22 protein-coding genes and 1 pseudogene are annotated in these 21208 nt (G+C 45.6%); 9 read left to right on the top strand and 14 right to left on the bottom strand.

Features of this window, described 5'->3' with window-relative positions:
• Positions 1-103: 103 nt before the first annotated feature.
• Positions 104-1015: an AraC family transcriptional regulator gene (locus MHI52_RS17105; protein ID WP_405157324.1), complete on the top strand. Its 912-nt coding sequence runs from the start codon at positions 104-106 to the stop codon at positions 1013-1015.
• A gap of 79 nt (positions 1016-1094) precedes the next feature.
• On the opposite strand, the gene MHI52_RS17110 is transcribed toward MHI52_RS17105, so the two are convergent.
• A complete protein-coding gene (locus MHI52_RS17110; RefSeq protein ID WP_405157325.1) occupies positions 1095-2498 on the bottom strand; it encodes an aldehyde dehydrogenase in 1404 nt (467 codons plus the stop codon).
• 90 nt (positions 2499-2588) lie between these two features.
• Entirely contained in the window at positions 2589-2891 is a 303-nt protein-coding gene (locus MHI52_RS17115) for an ArsR/SmtB family transcription factor (protein WP_405157326.1), read from the bottom strand.
• Positions 2892-3162: 271 nt separating this feature from the next.
• Between MHI52_RS17115 and MHI52_RS17120 the strand changes: the two genes are divergently transcribed.
• The 5 genes from MHI52_RS17120 (at position 3163) to MHI52_RS17140 (ending at position 7141) form a co-directional block, all read left to right on the top strand.
• On the top strand, positions 3163-3840 hold the full coding sequence (locus tag MHI52_RS17120) for a GntR family transcriptional regulator (RefSeq protein ID WP_026081054.1): 678 nt from the start codon (positions 3163-3165) through the stop codon (positions 3838-3840).
• 40 nt (positions 3841-3880) lie between these two features.
• Positions 3881-4948 (top strand): mannonate dehydratase, encoded by a 1068-nt coding sequence (gene uxuA, locus MHI52_RS17125; protein WP_091029633.1) that lies wholly within the window; start codon positions 3881-3883, stop codon positions 4946-4948.
• Positions 4945-5808 (top strand): SDR family oxidoreductase, encoded by an 864-nt coding sequence (locus MHI52_RS17130; RefSeq protein ID WP_036613819.1) that lies wholly within the window; start codon positions 4945-4947, stop codon positions 5806-5808. The genes uxuA and MHI52_RS17130 overlap by 4 nt, the downstream gene beginning before the upstream one ends.
• Before the next feature lie 206 nt (positions 5809-6014).
• The gene (locus MHI52_RS17135) at positions 6015-6743 is read left to right on the top strand and encodes a DUF421 domain-containing protein (RefSeq protein WP_105599036.1); all 729 of its coding nucleotides are present in this window, start codon (positions 6015-6017) and stop codon (positions 6741-6743) included.
• 26 nt (positions 6744-6769) lie between these two features.
• Complete coding sequence (locus tag MHI52_RS17140; RefSeq protein ID WP_076317696.1) at positions 6770-7141, top strand: DUF4363 family protein; 372 nt, start codon at positions 6770-6772, stop codon at positions 7139-7141.
• 117 nt (positions 7142-7258) lie between these two features.
• On the opposite strand, the gene MHI52_RS17145 is transcribed toward MHI52_RS17140, so the two are convergent.
• The 6 genes from MHI52_RS17145 to rpmG form a co-directional block, all read right to left on the bottom strand.
• Positions 7259-7960: a M50 family metallopeptidase gene (locus tag MHI52_RS17145; RefSeq protein ID WP_036613817.1), complete on the bottom strand. Its 702-nt coding sequence runs from the start codon at positions 7958-7960 to the stop codon at positions 7259-7261.
• Between the two features lie 43 nt (positions 7961-8003).
• Positions 8004-8486, bottom strand: coding sequence for a hypothetical protein (locus MHI52_RS17150; protein WP_405157327.1), 483 nt, complete (start codon positions 8484-8486; stop codon positions 8004-8006).
• 165 nt (positions 8487-8651) lie between these two features.
• A complete protein-coding gene (locus MHI52_RS17155; RefSeq protein WP_405157328.1) occupies positions 8652-9722 on the bottom strand; it encodes a metal ABC transporter substrate-binding protein in 1071 nt (356 codons plus the stop codon).
• On the bottom strand, positions 9709-10602 hold the full coding sequence (locus MHI52_RS17160) for a metal ABC transporter permease (protein WP_405157329.1): 894 nt from the start codon (positions 10600-10602) through the stop codon (positions 9709-9711). Before MHI52_RS17160 ends, MHI52_RS17155 begins: the two co-directional genes overlap by 14 nt.
• Positions 10548-11255 (bottom strand): metal ABC transporter ATP-binding protein, encoded by a 708-nt coding sequence (locus MHI52_RS17165; RefSeq protein WP_405157330.1) that lies wholly within the window; start codon positions 11253-11255, stop codon positions 10548-10550. Before MHI52_RS17165 ends, MHI52_RS17160 begins: the two co-directional genes overlap by 55 nt.
• 50 nt (positions 11256-11305) lie before the next feature.
• Positions 11306-11455 (bottom strand): 50S ribosomal protein L33, encoded by a 150-nt coding sequence (gene rpmG, locus MHI52_RS17170; RefSeq protein WP_036613813.1) that lies wholly within the window; start codon positions 11453-11455, stop codon positions 11306-11308.
• Between the two features lie 169 nt (positions 11456-11624).
• On the opposite strand from rpmG, the gene MHI52_RS17175 reads away from it, so the two are divergent.
• Positions 11625-12482: a stalk domain-containing protein gene (locus MHI52_RS17175; RefSeq protein WP_405157331.1), complete on the top strand. Its 858-nt coding sequence runs from the start codon at positions 11625-11627 to the stop codon at positions 12480-12482.
• A 69-nt stretch (positions 12483-12551) separates the two neighbouring features.
• Here the strand turns inward: MHI52_RS17175 and MHI52_RS17180 are convergent.
• Positions 12552-13103 (bottom strand): annotated as a pseudogene (locus tag MHI52_RS17180) (CobW family GTP-binding protein); the annotation flags it as partial.
• A gap of 130 nt (positions 13104-13233) precedes the next feature.
• Here MHI52_RS17180 and MHI52_RS17185 point away from each other — a divergent pair.
• Both MHI52_RS17185 and MHI52_RS17190 read left to right on the top strand, forming a co-directional pair.
• Complete coding sequence (locus MHI52_RS17185) at positions 13234-14268, top strand: permease (protein WP_340386485.1); 1035 nt, start codon at positions 13234-13236, stop codon at positions 14266-14268.
• Positions 14269-14372: 104 nt separating this feature from the next.
• Positions 14373-15335 (top strand): TIGR03943 family putative permease subunit, encoded by a 963-nt coding sequence (locus tag MHI52_RS17190; protein ID WP_340386488.1) that lies wholly within the window; start codon positions 14373-14375, stop codon positions 15333-15335.
• Between the two features lie 123 nt (positions 15336-15458).
• On the opposite strand, the gene MHI52_RS17195 is transcribed toward MHI52_RS17190, so the two are convergent.
• The 5 genes from MHI52_RS17195 to deoC form a co-directional block, all read right to left on the bottom strand.
• Entirely contained in the window at positions 15459-16760 is a 1302-nt protein-coding gene (locus MHI52_RS17195; RefSeq protein ID WP_036613808.1) for a pyrimidine-nucleoside phosphorylase, read from the bottom strand.
• Positions 16761-17002: 242 nt separating this feature from the next.
• The gene (gene deoD / locus MHI52_RS17200) at positions 17003-17710 is read right to left on the bottom strand and encodes a purine-nucleoside phosphorylase (RefSeq protein ID WP_405157332.1); all 708 of its coding nucleotides are present in this window, start codon (positions 17708-17710) and stop codon (positions 17003-17005) included.
• 95 nt (positions 17711-17805) lie between these two features.
• On the bottom strand, positions 17806-18984 hold the full coding sequence (deoB, locus tag MHI52_RS17205) for a phosphopentomutase (protein WP_047843308.1): 1179 nt from the start codon (positions 18982-18984) through the stop codon (positions 17806-17808).
• Between the two features lie 29 nt (positions 18985-19013).
• Complete coding sequence (locus MHI52_RS17210; RefSeq protein WP_036613804.1) at positions 19014-20201, bottom strand: NupC/NupG family nucleoside CNT transporter; 1188 nt, start codon at positions 20199-20201, stop codon at positions 19014-19016.
• Between the two features lie 230 nt (positions 20202-20431).
• Entirely contained in the window at positions 20432-21082 is a 651-nt protein-coding gene (gene deoC, locus MHI52_RS17215) for a deoxyribose-phosphate aldolase (RefSeq protein ID WP_127549426.1), read from the bottom strand.
• Positions 21083-21208 lie beyond the last annotated feature (126 nt).

A 21208-nucleotide genomic window follows, 5' to 3' on the forward strand; every position in this document is an offset into this window, starting at 1 on the left:
GACTATAATAGATTAAAGCGGTTACACAAAAACATTCCATTAGATATACGTGCGTAATCAAAATCACATTTTTTGAACAACCTCTTATGAAGGAGGATCTTCCATGTCTTCAACGTATTTGCCTCCTACTTTGGGAGAAAGTGTCCATGAAGTTTTTTATCCAGATGTACAAACAACAGTCAATCTGTTTGCCATTCATTTACGAAGTGTGGGTATGGACTGGGATTATCCGGCACATGAGCACCCTCAATATGAATTGAATTATGTCACGGAAGGCGAGCAACGCATGATGGTGAATGGTACCCTATACATTCAAAAGACTGGCGAACTGCTCCTGATTCCTCCGGGAAGCATTCATTCAAGTCAGAGCCATAACGGTAAGGGATTCACGTATTTTTGCATGCATTTTGACATTGATGATCAGTTGTTCCTATCGTTGCTGGCGCGCATCAAACAAGTGCGATTCAGTGCGGATAGTCCGGTTACACAGCAGATTGAGCCGGTTCTGCGCAAATTGATGTCATCTGCGGATGATGAAACAGCAAATACGATGGTACAGCGTATGCAGCTTCAATCTGCGGTATTTGAACTATTTGGCCATCTGTGGGAGGCGGTCTCGAAAGAGGCAGCTCACTGGTTTACCGACGGACACGAGAAGATCGAACTCGCCCACCAGATTCGTAATCGGTTGCAAGGCCTGATGAGTCAGCAATTCAAACAGGGACACGAGTCCAACGGTCACTATGGCATTGATGATATTGCAGCAGAGCTGGGCATCAGTTCTTCTCACTGTAATCGCGTGTTTAAGCAGGTGTTCGGACAGTCTCCTCGTGCTGTATTATCCCAGTTGGTCTTGCATGAAGCGAAGCTTCTTCTGGGCAATCCGAAGCTGTCCGTTCAAAATATTGCCGTCATGCTTGGTTATAAGGATATTGCCCATTTCAGTCGTCAATTCAAGCGCTGGTCCGGCATGTCACCCTCCCGTTACCGACAGGAACAGCCTGCTCTGGAATAGGTCCAGTAGCAGGCTGTCGGGCTTGATTCAACTTTTTCATAATTCGATTCAAGATGTTCTCTGTATTTAATATGAAGTGTTATTTCAACAAACGCTTAATCAGCTTCAGCTTGTTATCATACGGTGGATACAGAATCGGCAGATTCAATTTGGTGCTTTTTTTCAGTACACTTTTGAGATGAGAGAAGGTTTCGAAGCTGTACTGCCCATGATACGAGCCAACACCGGAATGACCAACACCGCCAAACGGCAGACGTGGATTCGCTACATGCGTGATGGTATCGTTAATGCAGCCGCCTCCAAAAGAAACTTCGCGCAGCACCTTGTCCTGAACCCGGGTGTCGGAAGTAAACAGATACAAGGCGAGTGGTTTCGGCCGCTTTACGATCTCTACAATAGCTTCATCCAGGTTACGATAACTAATGATCGGCAGAATCGGTCCAAAAATCTCATCTTCCATCGTTGCTGCATCCCAGGACTCCGCATCAATCAGTGTAGGTTCAATGAAGCGATCTTCCTCATCCGAAGCTCCTCCATATATCACTTTGGCCTGATCTCTTTCGATCAGAGTCGTCAGACGTTTAAAATGTCCCTTGTTCACGATTCGCCCATAGTCCTTGTTGTGCTGGATATCCGAACCAAAGAAGGACACAATCGCTGCCTTCATCTCTGTAACTAACTGTCCCTTCACGCGCTCATGCACAAGTAAATAATCGGGTGCGATACAGGTCTGTCCTGTATTGAGCAGTTTGCCCCATATGATGCGCTCCGCAGCTACTTTGATATCCGCCTGTTCATCAACGATGACCGGACTTTTGCCTCCCAGTTCTAACGTAACGGGGACGAGATTTTTGGCAGCTGCCTCCATCACAATCTTGCCTACCGGTACACTGCCTGTAAAAAAGATATAGTCGAATGGCGCGTTAATCAGCGCTGTCGTTGTATCTTTTGCACCATCAAGCACTTGTACGTATGCTGGTTCGAATACGCTCGCAATCATTTCACGGACAACAGCGGACACCGCAGGTGTATTCTCTGACGCTTTGAGCACGGCTGTGTTACCTGCTGCAATAGCACCTACCAATGGTTCGATTAAGAGTTGAAAGGGATAATTAAACGGTCCGATAATCAGAACCGCCCCGTAGGGTTCGGGTATGATATAACTTTTGGAACCCAGGAGCGCCATTTGCGTTTTCACTTTAACGGGTTTCACCCATTTATTCACTTTACGAATGGTGTGTGTGATGCTGTCCATCATAAATCCGATCTCGGTTGTGTAAGATTCGAACTCACTTTTGCCCAAATCCTGATAGAGAGCTTCTGTCAGTCTGGATTCGTACTTTTGAATGGCCTGCTTCAGTTGGGTCAGACGTGCAATTCGAGCTTCTGCCGATCTTGTTGCCCCGGAACGAAAGAACTGTCGTTGTTGCTCCAAAATCTGTTCAACTTCCTGACTGGTTACTTCCTGTATAGTCGTTGTCATATATACATACTCCTCTATTCATTATTGATCAAGCGTTTAAACTTACGAACCTATAAGACACATGCAAAAGCATGTTTGATCACTATTAATCTACAGACACTCTTCTTCCAAAGCAGCTACCAGTTCCTTCAGCAGTTCCACCGATGCATTCAATGAAGCCGAATAATAACGCTGTGTGCCCTTCTGTTCCACAGATATAAGCCCTTTCTCTAACAACAGCTTGAGATGATGAGATATGGCTGGACGGGATAGGCTGGATTGTTCGGTAATTTCATTCACCGTCATTCTGCCCTTCTCGGTAAGTGTCAGCAAAATGGATTGACGATGGTTGTCACTTAACACCTGAAATAACGGAATACAGGTTTGAAAAACGTTAATTGCTTTTTGTCCCATGGTTTCACCTCTATACTATTTCTTCTTCATTATTTCTACGTATATTTCTCTGTTTGATGTCTGTTGGTTTAAACATTCGAACCTAATGACTGAATTGTACTCTTTAATCACTTGAACTGCAAGTGAACCATCAACTAAATTTAATATAATGCTTATAAAGCGCTTCCATACTACCATACAAGTATGGTAGTATGTCATTGAAGGAGTTGAAGTTGTGGAATATACCCCAAAGTTATCATCCAAAGCCGGTTTGTTGCCTGTTGCGAGCAATATGTCTTCCATGAATAATAAGCAATCTTACTCAACGCGAGATGTCGTTTACTTCACGCTGAAACAACTCATTTTGAGTCTGAAAATGCCTCCGGGAACAGCTATTTCTGAGAAGGAAATTTCGCTGGAGTTTCAGGTAAGCCGGACACCTGTTCGAGAAAGTTTTGTAAGGCTTGCACAGGAAGGTCTGCTCGAAGTGTATCCACAGCGTGGCACATACGTCTCTCTGATTCAGGTCGATCTCGTTGAGGAAGCACGGTTCATGCGTGAACAGCTCGAACGAGCCGTAATCAGGCTAGCCTGCGAGAATTTTCCGAACGAACAGATGGTAGCTCTTGAACAGAACCTTGCGTGGCAACAGGAATGCAGAGTCAAACCGGATGATGAACGAATGTTCCAATTGGATGAGGAATTCCATAGCACTCTTTTTGCAGGCTGCAACAAAAGCAACACCTGGACTGTTATCCAGCAGATGAATGTACATTTGAATCGAAGTCGCATGTTACGCCTGTCCTCGGACCACCAGTGGGATCACCTGATTGAACAGCACCGGTCTATGGTTAAGGCCATTCAGCAGCATGATGCCGACACAGCAGAGCGACTGATGCAGGAACATTTGCATTTAACTGTCACCGATTTGGCTGTCCTGCAGGATACATATCCGTCCTATTTTCAATGACTGAATTTTTCTTCCTACTATTCATGATGAGGTGAACGTGATGAGAATGGTTTTTCGCTGGTTCGGCGAAGGCAATGATACGGTAACGCTGGATCATATCAGGCAGATTCCGGGTGTTGAAGGTATTGTGTGGGCACTGCACGATGTTCCTGCTGGCGAGGAATGGCCGATGGACAAAATACTCGCTGTCAAAACAGCAGCGGACAAGGCCGGGTTACATCTGGATGTCGTTGAGAGTGTGAACATCCATGAGGATATCAAGTTGGGCCTGCCATCAAGGGATAAATACATTGCAAATTATATTAAAACAATGGAGAAACTGGCTCAGGTGGGTGTGAAGGTCATCTGTTACAACTTTATGCCGATCTTCGACTGGCTTCGCACGGATATGCACAAGGAAATGGAGGATGGCTCAACTGCCCTCTTCTATGAGCACAGTAAACTCGCGGATATAGAACCCCTGGAACTGGTTCGACGCATTACCGAAAACTCCGCACTCACCATGCCAGGTTGGGAACCAGAACGATTGCAGTATTTAACAGGTCTGTTCGAAGCCTACAAGGATGTAACCGAGGATCATATGTGGGAGCACGCACGTTATTTCCTGCAAGAGATTATTCCTACAGCCGAACGGCTGGGGATTCGAATGGCCATCCATCCGGATGACCCGCCATGGCCAATCTTTGGATTACCAAAGATTATTACAAGTCAGGAGAATGTTCGGAAATATTTGAATCTTTATGATAGCCCTTACAACAGCGTGACACTATGCAGTGGCTCTTTGGGAGCGAATGCTGATAATGACATTATCGGGATGATACACGAGTTCAAGGATCGGATTCCATTTGCCCACATTCGTAATGTAAAAATCTACGATAACGGCGACTTTATCGAAACCTCACATCGCAGTCAGGATGGAAGTGTTGATATTGCAGGGGTTGTTGAGGCTTATCACGATATCGGTTATGAAGGTTATGCAAGACCCGACCACGGTCGTCATCTCTGGGGAGAACAGTGCCGACCTGGTTATGGACTCTATGACCGGGCTTTGGGGATCATGTATCTCTGGGGTGTCTGGGATTCCCTGCAAAGGAGGGCAAAAGCATGAGTGAACACCAATATGAACGCTCATCTCGTCTTGAAGGTAGAACAGCTGTAATCACCGGAGGTGCCGGAGTATTATGCCGCTCCATGGCGGAAGAACTCGCTCGGCACGGTGCAAGTGTAGCCATCCTGAACCGCACGGTGTCCAAGGGACAGGAAGTTGTATCTGCGATAGAAGCTGCCGGTGGCAAAGCGATTGCTATTGCCTGTGACGTAACCCAGGCCGATAGTGTGCAAGCAGCGGCAGATGCGGTGCTGGAACAGCTCGGACCATGTGATATTCTGATCAATGGCGCCGGTGGCAATAACGCCAGTGCCAACACCACCAATGAAATTTTCAGATTGGAAGATCTGGAAAAGAGCGATGTCACTACATTTTTCGATGTAAGTGTAGAGGGATTTCGTCAGGTGATGGATCTGAATTTTGTCGGTTCTCTCATCCCTACTCAGATCTTTGCAAAACATATGATAGAGCGTGATGTTCCCGCTACTGTCATAAACATTTCTTCCATGAGCGCCCCATCGCCCATGACGAAAGTTCCAGCGTACAGCGCTGCGAAGGCAGCCATTAACAACTTCACGCAGTGGCTCGCCGTTCATCTGGCCGAATCCGGTATTCGTGTCAACGCTATTGCACCCGGGTTTTTCTTGACCGAGCAGAACCGTAATCTATTACTGCAACCAGACGGCTCACCTACGGAGCGTTCCAGTAAAATTATTGCGCATACACCCATGCGCCGCTTTGGCAAACCGGAAGACCTGCTTGGCACATTAATGTGGCTTGCGGATGAAAGACAATCCGGCTTTGTCACTGGCACAGTCATTCCGGTAGATGGCGGATTTATGGCCTATTCAGGTGTATAATGATTAACGTGTAAATGAATCAGTTCAACTAATATAGGTATTTAATGAAACCGAAGCTTGGGATACATACCCAGGTTTCGGTTTTTTGCGTTCAAGCATAAGATCCTCCAGCATAGGAAAAGCTTGTTATAATACATGTTCAAAAGCAAACTTTTTAAACAATCTCTTATTACAGCTACGGTGAAATAAAGGAAGGTGATACATATATGATGGAAGAAACATGGGTTGTTGCCGTACGGTCTATTATTGCCTTTCTGACCCTGATCATCTATACAAGGGTGCTGGGCAAACAGCAGATGGGTAACTTGACGTATTTTGATTACATTAACGGTATCACAATCGGTTCCATTGCCGGGACTTTTGCAACCGATCTTTCCTCCAAGGCGTGGATTCATTTTGTGGCCTTGACCATTTTCACAATCATTACGATCATCTTTCAGTATATTACGCTGAAAAATCGCACCATTTCCAAACTAATGGACTCTGATCCTACATTGATCATCCAGAACGGTAAAATTCTTGAACAAAACCTGAGTAAAATGCGAGTCAAATTTGATGAATTGACCATGATGCTGCGGCAAAAGGATGTATTTGATATTACGACTTTGGATTATGCGATTCTGGAACCGGATGGTAGCCTCTCGGTTGTTTTGAAACCTGAGAATCAGCCTGTAACCGCCAAAGACATGCATATGCACCCGCCCAAGAGCAAACTGATGACCGAGATTATCATTGATGGCCTGCTGATTAAGCAAAATCTGGAGGAAAGAAATAAAGATATCAACTGGCTCAGTGAACAGCTTAAGAAACAAAAGATCACGATACAGGATATTGCTTTTGCCGCCATATTGCCTAATGACAAATTGTATGTTGATCTGTTCGAAGATAAAATCACCGAAAAAATCGATATGGGCGATTATGAGGGACCTTTCTAAACTCTTTACATCAAGGAGGCGGTTGAATGAAAACGCGTTTCTGGCTGTTATATGTGCTTCCGATCTTCCTCATTCTTGTGTTCGTTGCGATTATGGCTAGCGGAGCCTTTCTCAAAAAGCCCTTTGGCACCGATGATCGCTTGCTTGAATCTATACAAACGTTAGAGAAACAGGTTGAGGGTAAAAAATGGACTGAAGCCAAGTCTCAAGTTAATTACGCAATGAAGGCCTGGGATAAAGTCGTCAACCGCATTCAGTTCAGTGTGGAACGTGAATCAATATATGATATTCTGGGCACGCTTGCTCGGATCAAGGGCGGCGTTGCGGCAGAGGATGATAAGGCGATTATGGAAGAGATTTATTACTTTTATGTGTTATGGGATAATCTTGGAGATTAGGTTCAATAATCTTTAATATCAGACTTTAATATCAGATTGTAAGTCCAAAAACAAAAGGCACTATCCTTTTATGAAGAAAGGAAGTGCCTTCTTTGCTTTGATATAACTTTATATCCATTACGCTCTTCGTAATCCCCGAGACCGTGACGATCGCGAAGTGCCTTCTTTGCGGAAAAAGAGACCGAGTGCTCCCTTGGCACACCACAGTGCAAACAAAGCGAACAACGTGCCCCAGAACAGCGCGGGAAGGAATGTCTGTTGAGCGAGATTCGCTGCATCCCCTGCCCGTGAAGGCTGAGTCCAGGACATAAATCCAACGTATACCGCACTAACAACCGACTCTTCCAGCGTAAGAAACGCCAGTAACAGATAATAGTACTTCACGATCTTGGCACCAAAAATCATAATGACAACGTTCAGTACGATGAACCCGGTCAGCCATAACATGCCGAACTCCCCTCTTACATATAACAGGAGCGACACCAGAGCGACAGCCGTCATAATACCGAGTCCCCACATGTGCAAGCCTTTGCGGTATAGGTAAAACAACAGCAAGGCGAACAGTGATGCACTGATATATCCCGCCAGAGAAACCAGGATCGATCTGCCTGGCGTCAGCATGGAAGAGTAAGTTACACCACTATGATCAGCGTATAATTCAATGCGCAGCACTTTACCGGACAATACCAGTGTCATTAGTGCATGACCGAATTCGTGAATCATCGTATCCAGGTTACGGAACAAGGACGAAAATGGGATGAATCGTGTAAGAAAGACGGAGCCTAGTAGGAACAGTATCGTTTTGACCCACTTATTCAATCGTGCCATACCTCCTTTACCTTCAAGTAAACAAGCCTATCCTTTATACTACGCTTTTTTCACTCGATTCGTTTCGGCTTCCGAACTGTAAGGCACAGTGCTCGATCCACCAGCAGAAGCTCCGATTGTGTCCAATGAAAAAAGAAGATAGATCATAGCGGCCCTTTTCGGCCTCTAGCGTAACGAGCAGTCGATTCCGCATCCGACCGATAGCATAGTGCACGAATTGATCTGCAACCTCACTTTGTATCAGGGTAACATAAGCATAAAGGGAATGATCGACAGGTTCATCAAGCGGACTCACCCCTGCACATGAAAATTCCGTCCTCACGCCCGCACTCTGAAGTATGGACAATGCCTTCACGAGTTCGGCATCAACTTCAACACCGTTCCAAATCTCTGTTTTCTTCGCGGATACTGTATGTTTATCACGTTCCGTCCAGTGCATCAGCTCCAGCTTACGCCGTCTCCACAGATGGGCAGGCTGTTCACTTAACAGCACTTCATGTTCCTCATTTAAATTCATGCAATGCGTCCTCCTGTTCTCCTTGATCCGGTCACCTTATTAAACAAAGAGAGAGCACATCACTGTGCTCTCTGCTTTGCAAAAAGGCAAAGGAATGGCGATCCATTCCTCAGCATGTTGTATTATTGTACCTTTTTCGGTGACAGGCATCAAACTGATTTTTAATTATTCGTTTAGTGCCAGTTTCAGAGCCTCCAGATTCTGTCTCATCACGCTAATGTAGTCCATTCCCGCCGCAATTTCTTCCTCGGTGAGTCCCTCAATCGGATTCAATACAGCCGTCTTGGCCCCCACTTCACTTGCGATTGTCTCAGACACTTTGGATGAAACCAGTGTTTCGAAGAAAATCGTTTTCACCTGATGCTCTTTTGCAAAATCAATGACAGATGCCATCTGCGCTGCTGAAGGTTCTTGCTCAGGAGACAATCCTGCGATGGGCACCTGTTGCAATCCATATTCCTTGGCAAGATAACCAAATGCAGCGTGTTGTGTGATGAAATCCTTACGTTTGCTATCCGTCACAGCCGCCTTGAAGTCCTGATCCAGTGACTCCAGTTGAGCAATGTAGGCATCTGCATTCTGCTTGAACTGTTCGGCATGTTCCGGGGCAGCCTGCGCCAAACCTGCTTCAATATTGCGCACTTCCTTTACAGCCAATGCAGGTGACAGCCATACGTGGGGGTCGAGTCCACCGTGATCATGTCCTGCTTCTGCCTCTGCGTCATGATCATGGTCGTGTTGTTCTGTAGTCGCTTCATTCGCATGCTCATGATCGTGGTCATGTTCTGTTGCCTCTGAATCTTCTTGATGGTGTTCATGCTCTCCACCTTCAAGAAGGTTGATGCCTTTGCTCGCTTCCACCTGAATGAGTGAAGCATTGCTCAGACTTCCGGTGACCTGATCAATCCAAGATTCCATGCCCGCACCGTTGTATACAAGCACATCCGCTTTTTCAATGCTGGCAATATCTTGTGGTGTAGGCTCCCAATCATGGGGCTCCATTCCTACTGGAACGAGTGTATGCACATCGGCCAGATCACCTGCCACATTTTTGGTGAACTCATACATCGGGTAGAAGCTGACCTGCACGTTTAATTTTGCGGTTTCCGTCTCGACTGGAACGGAAGTGCCTGTAGAAGCTGTATTTGCATCAGAAGCGGATTTTTGTCCGCAGCCTGCGACGATAAGTGTGAGACTGAACAACAATCCGAGCGTAGCTTTTTTACTGAATTTCATGTGATCTATTCCTCCTAGAATGGTTGACCAGAATGACGTGCTGTGATTTCGTTTCTTTGCGTTGACGCTTGCGGTTATATCGTGCAATCAGCTTTTGCGCTGATATTCCAGTCAATAGGATAACCAACAGGATGAGTGCAATTGTTCCTCCCGGTGGTGTATTTAGATGGTAAGATGTTGTGAGCCCGCTAAAAATACCGATTAACCCCGTGATTACCGCGACAATAATCGCTGCTGTAAAACTGCGAGACACTCTTAGTGCCAAGGCAGCAGGCAACACAATGAGAGCAGACACCAGCAACACACCGACGATCGGCATGGCTGAAGCTACAGTCATGCCTGTCAGAATGGCAAATGCAAACGATAAACCTTTTACCTGAACGCCCCCAATGGAAGCTGTCTCTTCATCAAACGTAAAGTTATACAACGGTCTTCGGAGCAGGATGAAAAAAAGTAAACCCATGACACATACCCCTGCCATCATCCACAACTGCATATCGCTAACCGCGACAATAGATCCAAATAAGTATGAGCTGAAGGACTTGGACAGATTGGTTTTGAGACTCATCAAAACCACAGCAAGAGCCAGTCCCGAAGTCATGATGATCGCCACAGGTACCTCGCTGTAGGTTCGGTAACTTCGCCGCAGTTGTTCAACCAGTAATGCACCGATAATTGCAATCGCGAATCCGCAGATTACCGGGTTAAGATTCATGACCGAACCGAGCGCAACCCCTGCGAGTGAGACATGGGATAACGTGTCTGCCATTAGGACCTGCCGCCTGAGCATCAGATAGACCCCGAGAATTGGAGCGATGACTCCAATCAGTCCACCTGCCCAGAAGGCACGTTGCATGAATTCGTACTCAAACACTGCCATTCCTCACTTTCTTGCCGCTCCAGAGTAATCGTTCGGTCCAATCGATCTCCCATCTCTTCCAGTCCATGAGTAACCATAATAATCGTTATCCCATGAGCATCAACATAGTGGCGCATCAGATTGTAAAATCCTTCACGGCTGTGGCGGTCCATTCCAGTTGTTGGCTCATCCAGTACCAGAACCTGCGGTTGCCCAGCCATAGCTCTGGCAATACAGATCCGCTGCTTCTGTCCGCCAGACAGCTCACCGACGCGTGTATTCCGATAATCCCACATACCAACTTCCCGCAGACTGCGTTCAACGATGGCATCCTGCTCTGCTGTGAATCTGCGGAATAATCCCAGCCTGGTGTAACACCCGGACCGGACCAGTTCATTCACCGTACTGGGAAATCCACTATTAAACGATGCCACCTGCTGGGGCACATAACCGATATTGGACTTGTTCCCACGTTTCAACTGCGGATTCATATGTATCGTGCCGCTCCAGGGCTTCAATAGCCCTAGCAGCAGCTTTAACAGGGTCGTTTTGGCAGAACCGTTGGGACCTGTGATGCCTATGAACTCTCCCACATGGATATCCAGCGACAGTTGATCAATGACCGGTTCTTTGCCATATCCAAATACAACATCACGCATGGAGGATAGTATCATGCCTCTCCCTCTTTTCGTAAGTATTACGATTTAAAAATAACAAAAAAATTTTATCTGGTTTCCCGGTGGATCGTCATTTTCTTCAAACGTGGGGAGTACTTCTTCATCTCAAGTCTCTCTGGATGGTTACGTTTGTTCTTCGTTGTTGTATAGTTGCGGTCCCCGCACTCGGTGCAGGCTAAAGTTACAATGACTCTCATGGTTGTTGCCTCCTCTTACTTAATCGTAATTATTACTATTTAATGATATTAGTCTATGGCTTTTCTTTTGTCAACTCTATATCTGTTACAGTAAAATTTTGTATGCACAATATAATTTCATATGATATACTTCTTTGGTAGCATTATACTTTACCTACGGAGGAACTAGATGAAGATCAAAAAATCAACTTTTATTGGGTCATTGGTAGCATGCAGTTTGGCTTTCGGTGCCCTGGGTGTAGCAGCTTCAAACGGAATTCAAGATATTGAAGCAGCACTCGACAGCAACATTAGCTTTAAAGTAAACGGTTTGTCTTGGACACCCAAGAATGAAGCTGGAGACAAACTGAATGCACTGGTATATGACGGTGATGTATACTTGCCTGTAAGTACCACAGCAGAAGCACTCGGAGCCAACGTATCTCTGAATGTTAGCAACAAAGTTGTAAGTATCACTAATTCAGGTAGCGGTAAGTCAAGCAGTTCGAGTAGTAATAACAGCAGTACAGGTACCAAAGGTTCTGAAGATTCAAGTAAACCAAGTAGTTCAAGTAACTCAAGCACTTCTGGCTCAATCAAGATGACTGGAACTGACGCTCAGATGATAGTCAAATTGCAGAAAGAATCTTTAACATTGATCAAAATGTATGGTAAAGCACTTAAAACAGGTAGCACTAGTGAATTTGATAAATACATAGATGCTAAAGTTATTGAAAATCCTGAGATCGACATTTTTGATCTGGGTAAGCACTCCCAGAAAGATAAATTTAAGACTACAGTCAAAGGTATCATTGCAGCAAATGATAAAAAAACGCTGACTAAATATGCAGATCAGTTGATTAATGTGAAATCAGCTGATTTTAAAGTGATTGCAATGGATGATAAAACCAAAACAAGACACAGCTACAAAGCCATTTATTATCCACAAGGATGGACGGGTTCCTATGGAGTGTACCTTACCTTTGTGTTTAGTCCGCAAAAAAGTGGCAACGGTGATTTTTATCTTGGCGATTTGTACTTTAGCTAAAGTCATTAATGCAATATAATCATTGATCTTCAGGGGCACTATTGCACTTGAAGATCTTTTCTTTTCACTTCAACTCCACGCTGGAAAAGGATCTTTCAGTTCACGCCAGTTCATCAACATCTCCTCCTCCGTAAGAAGGGTCTCATCCAATGTACGTTCAATCTCCGCCCAGTCCATGTCACTGCCGATGAATACTAATTTGGTTACCCGGTCACCCCACTCATCATCCCAGTCCGGTATGCTTGGCAGCGTGTCGCCAAAATGAAGTTGCCTTCCCTCCTCACTCATCGCACCTACCCATATTCCTGCTGGCGCAAGCTGCTTCGATGTGCCTGCATGACTGAAAGAGATTGCCATATGGTTCCTTGTTGCCAACCACATCAGACCTTTGGATCGCACGATGTTATCTGGCCGATTCGCAATCCAACGCAGTAAGCGTTCCGGGTGGAATGGACGTCTACGATGATAGACAAATGAATGAATTCCATATTCTTCAGTCTCCGGCGTATGTTCCTCTTTCATTAATTCGCGGATCCAACCCGCGGACTGGCTTGCTTTTTCAAAATCAAAACGTCCCGTATTCAATATCTCTCTCGGATCAATCTGACCATGTGTCGTGCGATGTCAACATCTAATATGATGAAAAATCTTGATTAATCGTAAAAATGTTGATTAGAACATAGGAATGATGTATGTTGCCGCACGTACAAGCATATATTTTAGCAAAGTCCTAGTTGTGGAGGTCTGTTTCATGAAAATGGCAGCCAATCTGAAGCTCCTGTCCTTCCTGGTCCCTTGTGCATTTCTTGTTCCCGTGTTGATCACAATGGCTCCAGACTTGAAGGAAGCATGGAACAGTGAAGCTTTGCAAAATATGAAAACCGTATTCATAGGTATTTTCCTTGAAGCCGCACCTTTTCTGCTCATGGGTGTGTTATTGTCCTCGCTCATGCAGTGGTTCGTATCTGAAGAAATGGTCCGTAAACTCACACCCAAGAATCCGATCGGCGGTGTGCTGGTCGCAGGACTACTCGGTATTATTTTCCCCATCTGTGAATGTGGCATGATCCCGGTCGTAAGAAGGTTGATGCACAAAGGCATGCCTGCCTATATCGCAGTGACGTTCATCTTGAGTGGTCCCGTAGTCAATCCCATCGTATTTACGGCAACCTTACTTGCCTTTCCCTCCCATCCTGAGATTACCATTGCCCGTATGGGACTGGCATTTGCTGTAGCAGCTTCCATAGGGATGCTTGTGTATGTGTTTGTTCGTCGAAATCCTCTTCGGATGCCAAAAGTCGCAGCGACAGAGGTTAAGACACATCCTGGTTTTAAAATGGCGCAACCTCACGCGCACGCAAATGCACATGATCATAAGCATGTAAAAAACTGGCGCAGCTTCTTCATTCACGCCGGAGACGAATTTGTCGATATGAGCAAATATCTGGTGATCGGTGCCCTGATTACAGCCTGCATCCAGACATTCATTAGCCGCAGCGATCTGATCTCTCTTGGTAATGGTCCTGTTGCCTCCTATGTGTTCATGATGGGATTTGCTTATGTACTGTCTCTCTGCTCCACTTCTGATGCTTTTGTGGCTTCTGCGTTCTCACATACGTTTGCACTGGGGCCGCTGGTATCCTTCCTTGTACTTGGTCCGATGCTGGATTTCAAAAGCACGCTCATGCTACTCTCCACCTTCCGTACCCGATTTGTTATTGGTCTAAGTCTAGCGATTATTACGCTCGTTTTTGCCGGCTCGTGGTTGATTAACCTACTGGTATAAAGGTTGAGCAACATACTTCATGGCCTGAATGGTTAATCACATGAACTTTCATACTAACTATGAATAGAGATGAGGTGATGATTATGAACCACACTGTCTATACGATGACCAAACCTCCTGTTCCAAGGTCACACGTCATCCAATGGCATAACCTGATCCGTGCAGGCTGGATCGGCGGGGTGGCAGTGTACATTATTCAGTTGAATTCAAGTGATTCGCTTCATTATTATTTGGCTCCTACCATGCAAAAACTGCTATTATGCTGTCCTGTTCCCTTATTGTTTATTGCCGTTATCATGGCGTGGCACGGACTGTTCGGCAGAAACGAGGTTCATTGCGACTGTGAACATCCACCACCCTCGGGGTTCTTTCGTAGCTTAATGGTATATGGTCTGATTGCTATCCCCTTGTTGCTGGGGTTTCTGTTACCTGATCGGGCTCTCGGCAGCTCCATGGCCAGTCAGAAAGGCATGTCTCTCACCTATGCCCCTCCCGAGATTCGTCGAAAAGAGCCTTTACCTGATCCAGCAACGCAATTGAAAGTACAAGATTTCACACAACAACCAACGGCTGTTCAGGCTGCTTCGGCTACCAAAGTACAATTCATTCCCCCAGACGAGTATAGCCGCGAATTCGCTGAACTGGCGGAGAAGTTGTATGCAGAACAGGTCATTCGAGTCTATCCTGAAATTTTCTCTGAAACCCTCGGCACGATTGATATGTTCCAGCGACAATTTGCAGGCAAAGATATTTCGTTAACCGGGTTTGTCTACCGTGACAAAAGCATGGATCATGAATCACATTTTGCGCTGGGTCGATTTCTCGTCATGTGTTGCCCCGCAGATGCTGCTCCCTTTGGCGTGATGATTCACATCCCCGAAGCGGATAGCTTCCCTACAGACAGCTGGGTGCAAATCGATGGCAGCATCGGTTCTGCACAGGTGAACGGTAAGGATACGATTGAAATTCGCGCCACAAAGGTGACACCTGTAGCCGAGCCATCCACGCCTTATATTTACACCAATGCGGACTCGGTGATGGCTTATGAGAAAATAAAGAGCCCGTAGTTGCTAGTAGTAGTAACAACAGCGTACTTTTACGACAAAAAGCCCCAAAGCTATGGATTACATCGCTTTGGGGCTTTCATGTTCAGTCAGATACGAGATTACATCTCGTCTTCTCTGATTGTATTATTCCGTTACGATATCATGAACCAATACAGGAGCATCGGCATGATCCGCAATTGTAATGTTTTCTTTGATCTTCGCGATGACGTCTGCTACGTCTTCACGATTGGCATGGATCGTTACGAGGGACTCACCAGCTTTGACTGGGTCACCCACTTTTTTGTTCAGCATCAGACCAACAGCGAGATCAATCTCGGACTCTTTTGTTGCACGGCCTGCGCCGAGTAGCATTGCTGCAGTTCCGATTTCGTCAGCGACGATTCCGGCAACATAGCCGTCTTTGTCTGCTGGGACTTCAACCAGATATTGTGCTTGTGGCAAACGATCTGGATGATCCACAACCGAAGCGTCTCCGCCTTGGTTTGCCAAGAAATCTTTGAATTTCTCCAGTGCTTTACCGTTCTGGATCACTTCTTTCAATTTCTCCTCAGCGTGCTCCAATGAATCTGCTTTGCCAGCAAGGAATACCATCTGACGTCCAAGTGCCAGGCACAGTTCTTCCAGATCTTTTGGACCTTTACCTTGCAGGGTGAGGATGGCTTCTTTCACTTCAAGTGCGTTACCAATCGCCAGACCCAGTGGTTGGGACATATCGGAGATAACAGCCATCGTTTTACGGCCAACATTGTTACCGATGCTTACCATGGCATGTGCCAATTCTTTGGCATCTTCTGTTGTTTTCATGAATGCACCAGCACCCGTTTTAACATCCAAAACGATTGCATCTGCACCTGCTGCAATTTTCTTGCTCATGATGGAACTGGCGATCAGTGGAATGGAGTTAACGGTAGCTGTTACGTCACGCAGTGCATAGAGCTTTTTGTCTGCAGGCGTTAAGTTACCACTCTGTCCGATAACTGCAACCTTATGTTCGTTTACGAGACGAATGAACTCTTCTTTTTCAAGCTCTACGTGGAAACCAGCAACGGATTCCAGCTTGTCTGTTGTACCACCCGTGTGACCAAGTCCACGTCCGGACATTTTGGCAACAGGTACATCAAGCGCAGCAACAAGCGGAGCAAGTACCAGTGTTGTTGTATCGCCCACTCCTCCTGTGGAGTGCTTGTCTACTTTGATGCCTTCGATAGCGGACAGGTCGATCGTTTCACCGGAATTCACCATCGACATCGTCAGATCAGCGCGTTCCTTGTCTGTCATATCTTTGAAGAATACTGCCATCGCCCAAGCGCTGACTTGATAGTCCGGGATTTCTCCTTGTGTGTATCCTTGAACAACAAAATCAATCTCAGCAGTTGTCAGTTCTTTTCCGTCGCGTTTCTTAGCAATAATGTCTACCATTCTCATGATGATCTCTCCTTGTGTGTGTTGATTGTATTGAACACTTTGTTGTTAGTCCGTTACGGCTCCGGATCGTTCCTCCGATCGCTGTTGTCTCCAAGTTTTTTTGATTCCATTTGCAATGGAGAAAACTCGGAGACAAAGGCGAACGCTAACGCTTCTTCAGAATCGATTCCGGGTCCTTTACTCCGTGCTTAAAACAAAAGTTTCGATCCACAGCAATTAATTATGAATATAAAATGCAACAATTACAGTGTGATTGCTGTGTCCAGGGCAACTACCATCATGTCGTTGAACGTTTTTTGACGTTCTTCGGCAGATGTTTCTTCGCCTGTCAGCAAGTGGTCACTTACCGTCAGGATGGTCAGTGCGTTAACACCAAACTTGGCAGCGATAGTGTACAATGCTGTTGTTTCCATCTCTACGCCGAGTACGCCGTGTTTCATCAACTTCTCGGTTACGGAACGGTCATCGCGGTAGAAAGAATCGGAGCTGAATACGTTACCGACGTGAATCTTCATACCTTTAGCTGTTGCACGGACATAGGCTTCTTTCAGCAGGGAGAACGTAGCAATTGGTGAGAAGTCATAACCACCGAATACGTGTTTGTTCATGCTTGAATCTGTACATGCTGCTTGTGCAAGGATGACGTCACGTACACGTACATGCTCCTGCATACCGCCACAAGTGCCCACACGGATCAGGTTTTTTACGCCATATTCGCTGATCAATTCGTTAGCATAGATTGCGAAGGACGGAATTCCCATCCCTGAACCTTGCACCGAAATCCGGTGTCCTTGATATGTACCTGTGTAACCGAGCATTCCACGAACCTCGTTGTAACATACAACATCTTCAAGGTACGTATCTGCAATATATTTCGCACGCAAAGGGTCACCTGGCAAAAGGATCGTTTCTGCGATATCCCCGGGTTTTGCTCCAATATGTGTACTCATGAATGAATCTCCTCCAGTTATACAATTAGTCTATTATGATGGCAGGACCGGAGCAGCCAAGCTACTCCGACCTCCCCTATCCAGTTTTGAAAAACTTATTTCAAATCCTTCAGGAAGCTGGTGCCGTATTCCGGCATTTTCACTCCAAAGTTCTCGGCTACGGTTGCGCCAAGGTCAGCAAATGTGCTGCGCAGATCAAGCTTTTTGCCCTCGCTGAAGCGCGGAGAGTAGGCAAGCAGTGGTACATATTCACGTGTATGGTCTGTACCGCGGTATGTTGGATCGTTACCATGGTCAGCTGTGATCAGCAGCAGATCATCATTGGTCATTTTGGCAAAAATCTCTGGTAGCCGTGCATCATAGTCTTCAAGTGCCTGAGCATAACCTTGCGGATCACGACGGTGACCGTACAGGGCATCAAAATCAACCAGGTTCAGGAAGCTGAGTCCAGTGAACTCTTCATCCATTGTTTCAGACAACTTGTCCATGCCATCCATGTTAGAGACGGTACGAACAGCCTTGGTTACACCTTCGCCATCATAGATATCTGCGATTTTACCCAAAGCAATCACATCAAATCCGCTATCTTGCAGTTCATTCATAACAGTACGACCAAAAGGTTTAAGCGCATAGTCATGACGATTCGCAGTACGTTTCCAGTTACCCGCTTCACCTACAAATGGACGTGCAATAATGCGGCCGAGCATGTACGGATCTTCAAGTGTAATCTCACGGCAGAACTCACAGATCTCATACAGTTCTTTCAGTGGAACAACGTCCTCATGTGCTGCAATTTGCAGAACCGAATCAGCGGATGTATATACGATGAGCGCGCCAGTTTCAACATGTTCTGCACCCAGCTCATCCAGAATTTCCGTGCCGCTGGCCGGTTTGTTACCGATTACTTTGCGGCCCGTTTTCTCTTCAATGCGTTGAATCAACTCATCGGGAAAACCATTCTCGAACACACGGAAAGGTGTATCAATGTAAAGACCCATTAGCTCCCAGTGACCTGTCATTGTGTCTTTGCCTCTGGATGCTTCCTGCATCTTGGTGTAATACGCTTTAGGTGCATCCGCTACAGGGACACCCTCAATTTCTTTGATGTTGGACAGTCCGAGACTGGCCATGTGAGGCATTTTCAGACCTCCGCGTTCACGTGCAATGTGACCGAAGGTATCTACATCAAAATCATCAAATTCTGCTGCATCCGGCGCTTCGCCGATCCCTACAGAATCCATAACGATTAGATGTACTCTTTTGAATGTTGACATAAACTAAGCACTCCTTCCAATAATCCGGTTTACAAGAACAGTCCAGTAATGATCGCTGACAGCACGCTGACAAGCGAAGCACCGTAAAGCAGTTTCAGACCGAAGCGGGCGACCACATTACCTTGCTTCTCATGGAGTCCCTTCACCGCACCAGCAATGATACCGATGGAGGAGAAGTTGGCGAACGACACGAGGAAGACAGATACGATACCCGTTGTTCTGGCAGACATTGCAGTCTCCTTCAAATTAAGCATAGCTACGAATTCGTTGGATACCATTTTGGTTGCCATAATACTTCCTGCCTGAATCGCTTCTTTCCATGGAACACCCATGATGAAGGCAAATGGTGCAAACACATAACCAAGTAGCTCTTGGAACGAAATGCCAAGCACCGCGCTGAAAATTCCGTTAACAAGTGCAATCAAGGCAACAAACCCGATTAACATCGCAGCTACGATGATAGCAACTTTGAATCCATCCAGGATGTATTCGCCAAGCATTTCGAAGAAGGACTGTTTCTCCTCTTCCTGTACTTCCAATATATCTTCTTCCTCTGTAACCTCATAAGGATTCACAATCGAAGCAATGATAAAACCGCCAAACAGGTTCAGTACAAGAGCTGTAACCACATATTTCGGCTCGATCATGGTCATATAAGCACCAACAATCGACATCGATACCGTGGACATCGCCGAAGCACACAAGGTGTACAGCCGATGTTTTGGCAACAACCCAATTTGTTTTTTCACAGAAATGAACACTTCAGATTGCCCCAATACAGCCGAAGCAACCGCGTTATATGATTCCAGTCTGCCCATTCCGTTGATTTTGCTTAATACCAGACCAATATATTTTATAACAAAAGGCAAGATTCGGATATACTGCAATATACCGATAAGGGCGGAGATGACAACAATCGGCATCAATACGCTGAGGAAGAACGGTGCCCCCCCGCTTTCGGCACCTACAGTAGTCAAACCCCCAAATACAAATGCGATACCTTCATTCGCATAGTCGAGTAAACTTTTAAATACGGTCGCGAAACCGCCAATTAAAAAAGTACCCACTCCTGTATTCAACAGAGCATAAGCTAATATAACTTGCAAAACAATCATGATAGCCAGCGGCCGGTAACGAATCTGCTTTTTGCCGTTGCTTGCGATATAAGCCAGTCCAAAAACAACGAGTAAGCCGATAATGGCAATTAGAAATTTCATTTGATTTCTCCTTTGAAGGTAGTTAAGCCGGATGTGAAAATTCAGCTCAAAGGGCTCTTAAGCATTCTTATCAGTAATCTTTCAGAAAACTTATGAAGCGCTTACAATAAGTTCAGTTAATTAAAATATAAGTGTAAGTTGTATTCCCTGTACCTGAGTCGAACGCCCAAGTACAGAGAATATAACATTACTTTTATTTATTAAGCTTTTTCTTGATAAGATGCTTTTGCTTAATAAGAAGATGTAGACTGACCACCCTGCATAATCTTCACGCCAGAACTTGCACCGATACGAGTTGCACCCGCTTCGATCATTTTTTGCATATCTTCCAGGCTACGTACGCCACCGGAAGCTTTAACGCCAACATCAGGACCTACAGTACGACGCATCAAAGCGATATCCTCTGGCGTTGCTCCACCTGTGGAGAAACCTGTAGAAGTTTTAACAAAATCAGCTCCAGCTCGCACAGCTGCCTGACAAGCACGTACTTTCTCTTCATCCGTCAACAGACAAGCTTCAATAATAACTTTCACCAAAGCTTTACCCGCAGCCGCTTCAACGACAACACGAATATCTTGTTCAACGTAATCATCATTGCCATCTTTCAAAGCACTGATGTTGATGACCGTATCGACTTCAGTTGCACCTTTAGCTATCGCATCTTTCGTTTCGAAAGCTTTTGTCTCCGATGTAGATGCTCCCAGAGGGAAACCAATAACGGTGCAGATATCTACGCCAGTACCCTGCAACTGCTCAGCAGCATAAGCAACCCAGCCTGGATTAACACATACGGAAGCAAACTGGTATTGCTTCGCTTCTTCGGTTAACTTGGCCATTTCACTTTGCGTTGCGTCCGCACGAAGCAACGTATGGTCGATCATTTTCGCTAATTGTGGTGTAGTCAATTGAATCTCTCCCTTATCTGAACTAGTTATTTTCTATACACTTACACTAACATGAACATATGTAAAAATCAACTTGAACTTTTGTTCACAGTTACACTTACA

Origin of the sequence: Paenibacillus sp. FSL H8-0283, assembly GCF_045040675.1 — a bacterium.
Lineage (GTDB): Bacteria > Bacillota > Bacilli > Paenibacillales > Paenibacillaceae > Paenibacillus > Paenibacillus amylolyticus.

What these genes read in the sequence shown, in the direction of transcription:
- uxuA (WP_091029633.1), top strand. Translation starts at nt 3,881, where the DNA reads ATGAGAATGGTTTTTCGCTGGTTCGGCGAAGGCAATGATACGGTAACG.
- MHI52_RS17105 (WP_405157324.1), top strand. Translation starts at nt 104, where the DNA reads ATGTCTTCAACGTATTTGCCTCCTACTTTGGGAGAAAGTGTCCATGAA.
- MHI52_RS17210 (WP_036613804.1), bottom strand. Translation starts at nt 20,201, where the DNA reads ATGAAATTTCTAATTGCCATTATCGGCTTACTCGTTGTTTTTGGACTG.
- MHI52_RS17120 (WP_026081054.1), top strand. Translation starts at nt 3,163, where the DNA reads ATGTCTTCCATGAATAATAAGCAATCTTACTCAACGCGAGATGTCGTT.
- rpmG (WP_036613813.1), bottom strand. Translation starts at nt 11,455, where the DNA reads ATGAGAGTCATTGTAACTTTAGCCTGCACCGAGTGCGGGGACCGCAAC.
- MHI52_RS17110 (WP_405157325.1), bottom strand. Translation starts at nt 2,498, where the DNA reads ATGACAACGACTATACAGGAAGTAACCAGTCAGGAAGTTGAACAGATT.
- deoD (WP_405157332.1), bottom strand. Translation starts at nt 17,710, where the DNA reads ATGAGTACACATATTGGAGCAAAACCCGGGGATATCGCAGAAACGATC.
- MHI52_RS17115 (WP_405157326.1), bottom strand. Translation starts at nt 2,891, where the DNA reads ATGGGACAAAAAGCAATTAACGTTTTTCAAACCTGTATTCCGTTATTT.
- MHI52_RS17165 (WP_405157330.1), bottom strand. Translation starts at nt 11,255, where the DNA reads ATGATACTATCCTCCATGCGTGATGTTGTATTTGGATATGGCAAAGAA.
- MHI52_RS17190 (WP_340386488.1), top strand. Translation starts at nt 14,373, where the DNA reads ATGACCAAACCTCCTGTTCCAAGGTCACACGTCATCCAATGGCATAAC.
- MHI52_RS17160 (WP_405157329.1), bottom strand. Translation starts at nt 10,602, where the DNA reads ATGGCAGTGTTTGAGTACGAATTCATGCAACGTGCCTTCTGGGCAGGT.
- MHI52_RS17150 (WP_405157327.1), bottom strand. Translation starts at nt 8,486, where the DNA reads ATGAATTTAAATGAGGAACATGAAGTGCTGTTAAGTGAACAGCCTGCC.
- deoB (WP_047843308.1), bottom strand. Translation starts at nt 18,984, where the DNA reads ATGTCAACATTCAAAAGAGTACATCTAATCGTTATGGATTCTGTAGGG.
- MHI52_RS17130 (WP_036613819.1), top strand. Translation starts at nt 4,945, where the DNA reads ATGAGTGAACACCAATATGAACGCTCATCTCGTCTTGAAGGTAGAACA.
- MHI52_RS17185 (WP_340386485.1), top strand. Translation starts at nt 13,234, where the DNA reads ATGAAAATGGCAGCCAATCTGAAGCTCCTGTCCTTCCTGGTCCCTTGT.
- MHI52_RS17135 (WP_105599036.1), top strand. Translation starts at nt 6,015, where the DNA reads ATGATGGAAGAAACATGGGTTGTTGCCGTACGGTCTATTATTGCCTTT.
- deoC (WP_127549426.1), bottom strand. Translation starts at nt 21,082, where the DNA reads ATGATCGACCATACGTTGCTTCGTGCGGACGCAACGCAAAGTGAAATG.
- MHI52_RS17155 (WP_405157328.1), bottom strand. Translation starts at nt 9,722, where the DNA reads ATGAAATTCAGTAAAAAAGCTACGCTCGGATTGTTGTTCAGTCTCACA.
- MHI52_RS17195 (WP_036613808.1), bottom strand. Translation starts at nt 16,760, where the DNA reads ATGAGAATGGTAGACATTATTGCTAAGAAACGCGACGGAAAAGAACTG.
- MHI52_RS17175 (WP_405157331.1), top strand. Translation starts at nt 11,625, where the DNA reads ATGAAGATCAAAAAATCAACTTTTATTGGGTCATTGGTAGCATGCAGT.
- MHI52_RS17140 (WP_076317696.1), top strand. Translation starts at nt 6,770, where the DNA reads ATGAAAACGCGTTTCTGGCTGTTATATGTGCTTCCGATCTTCCTCATT.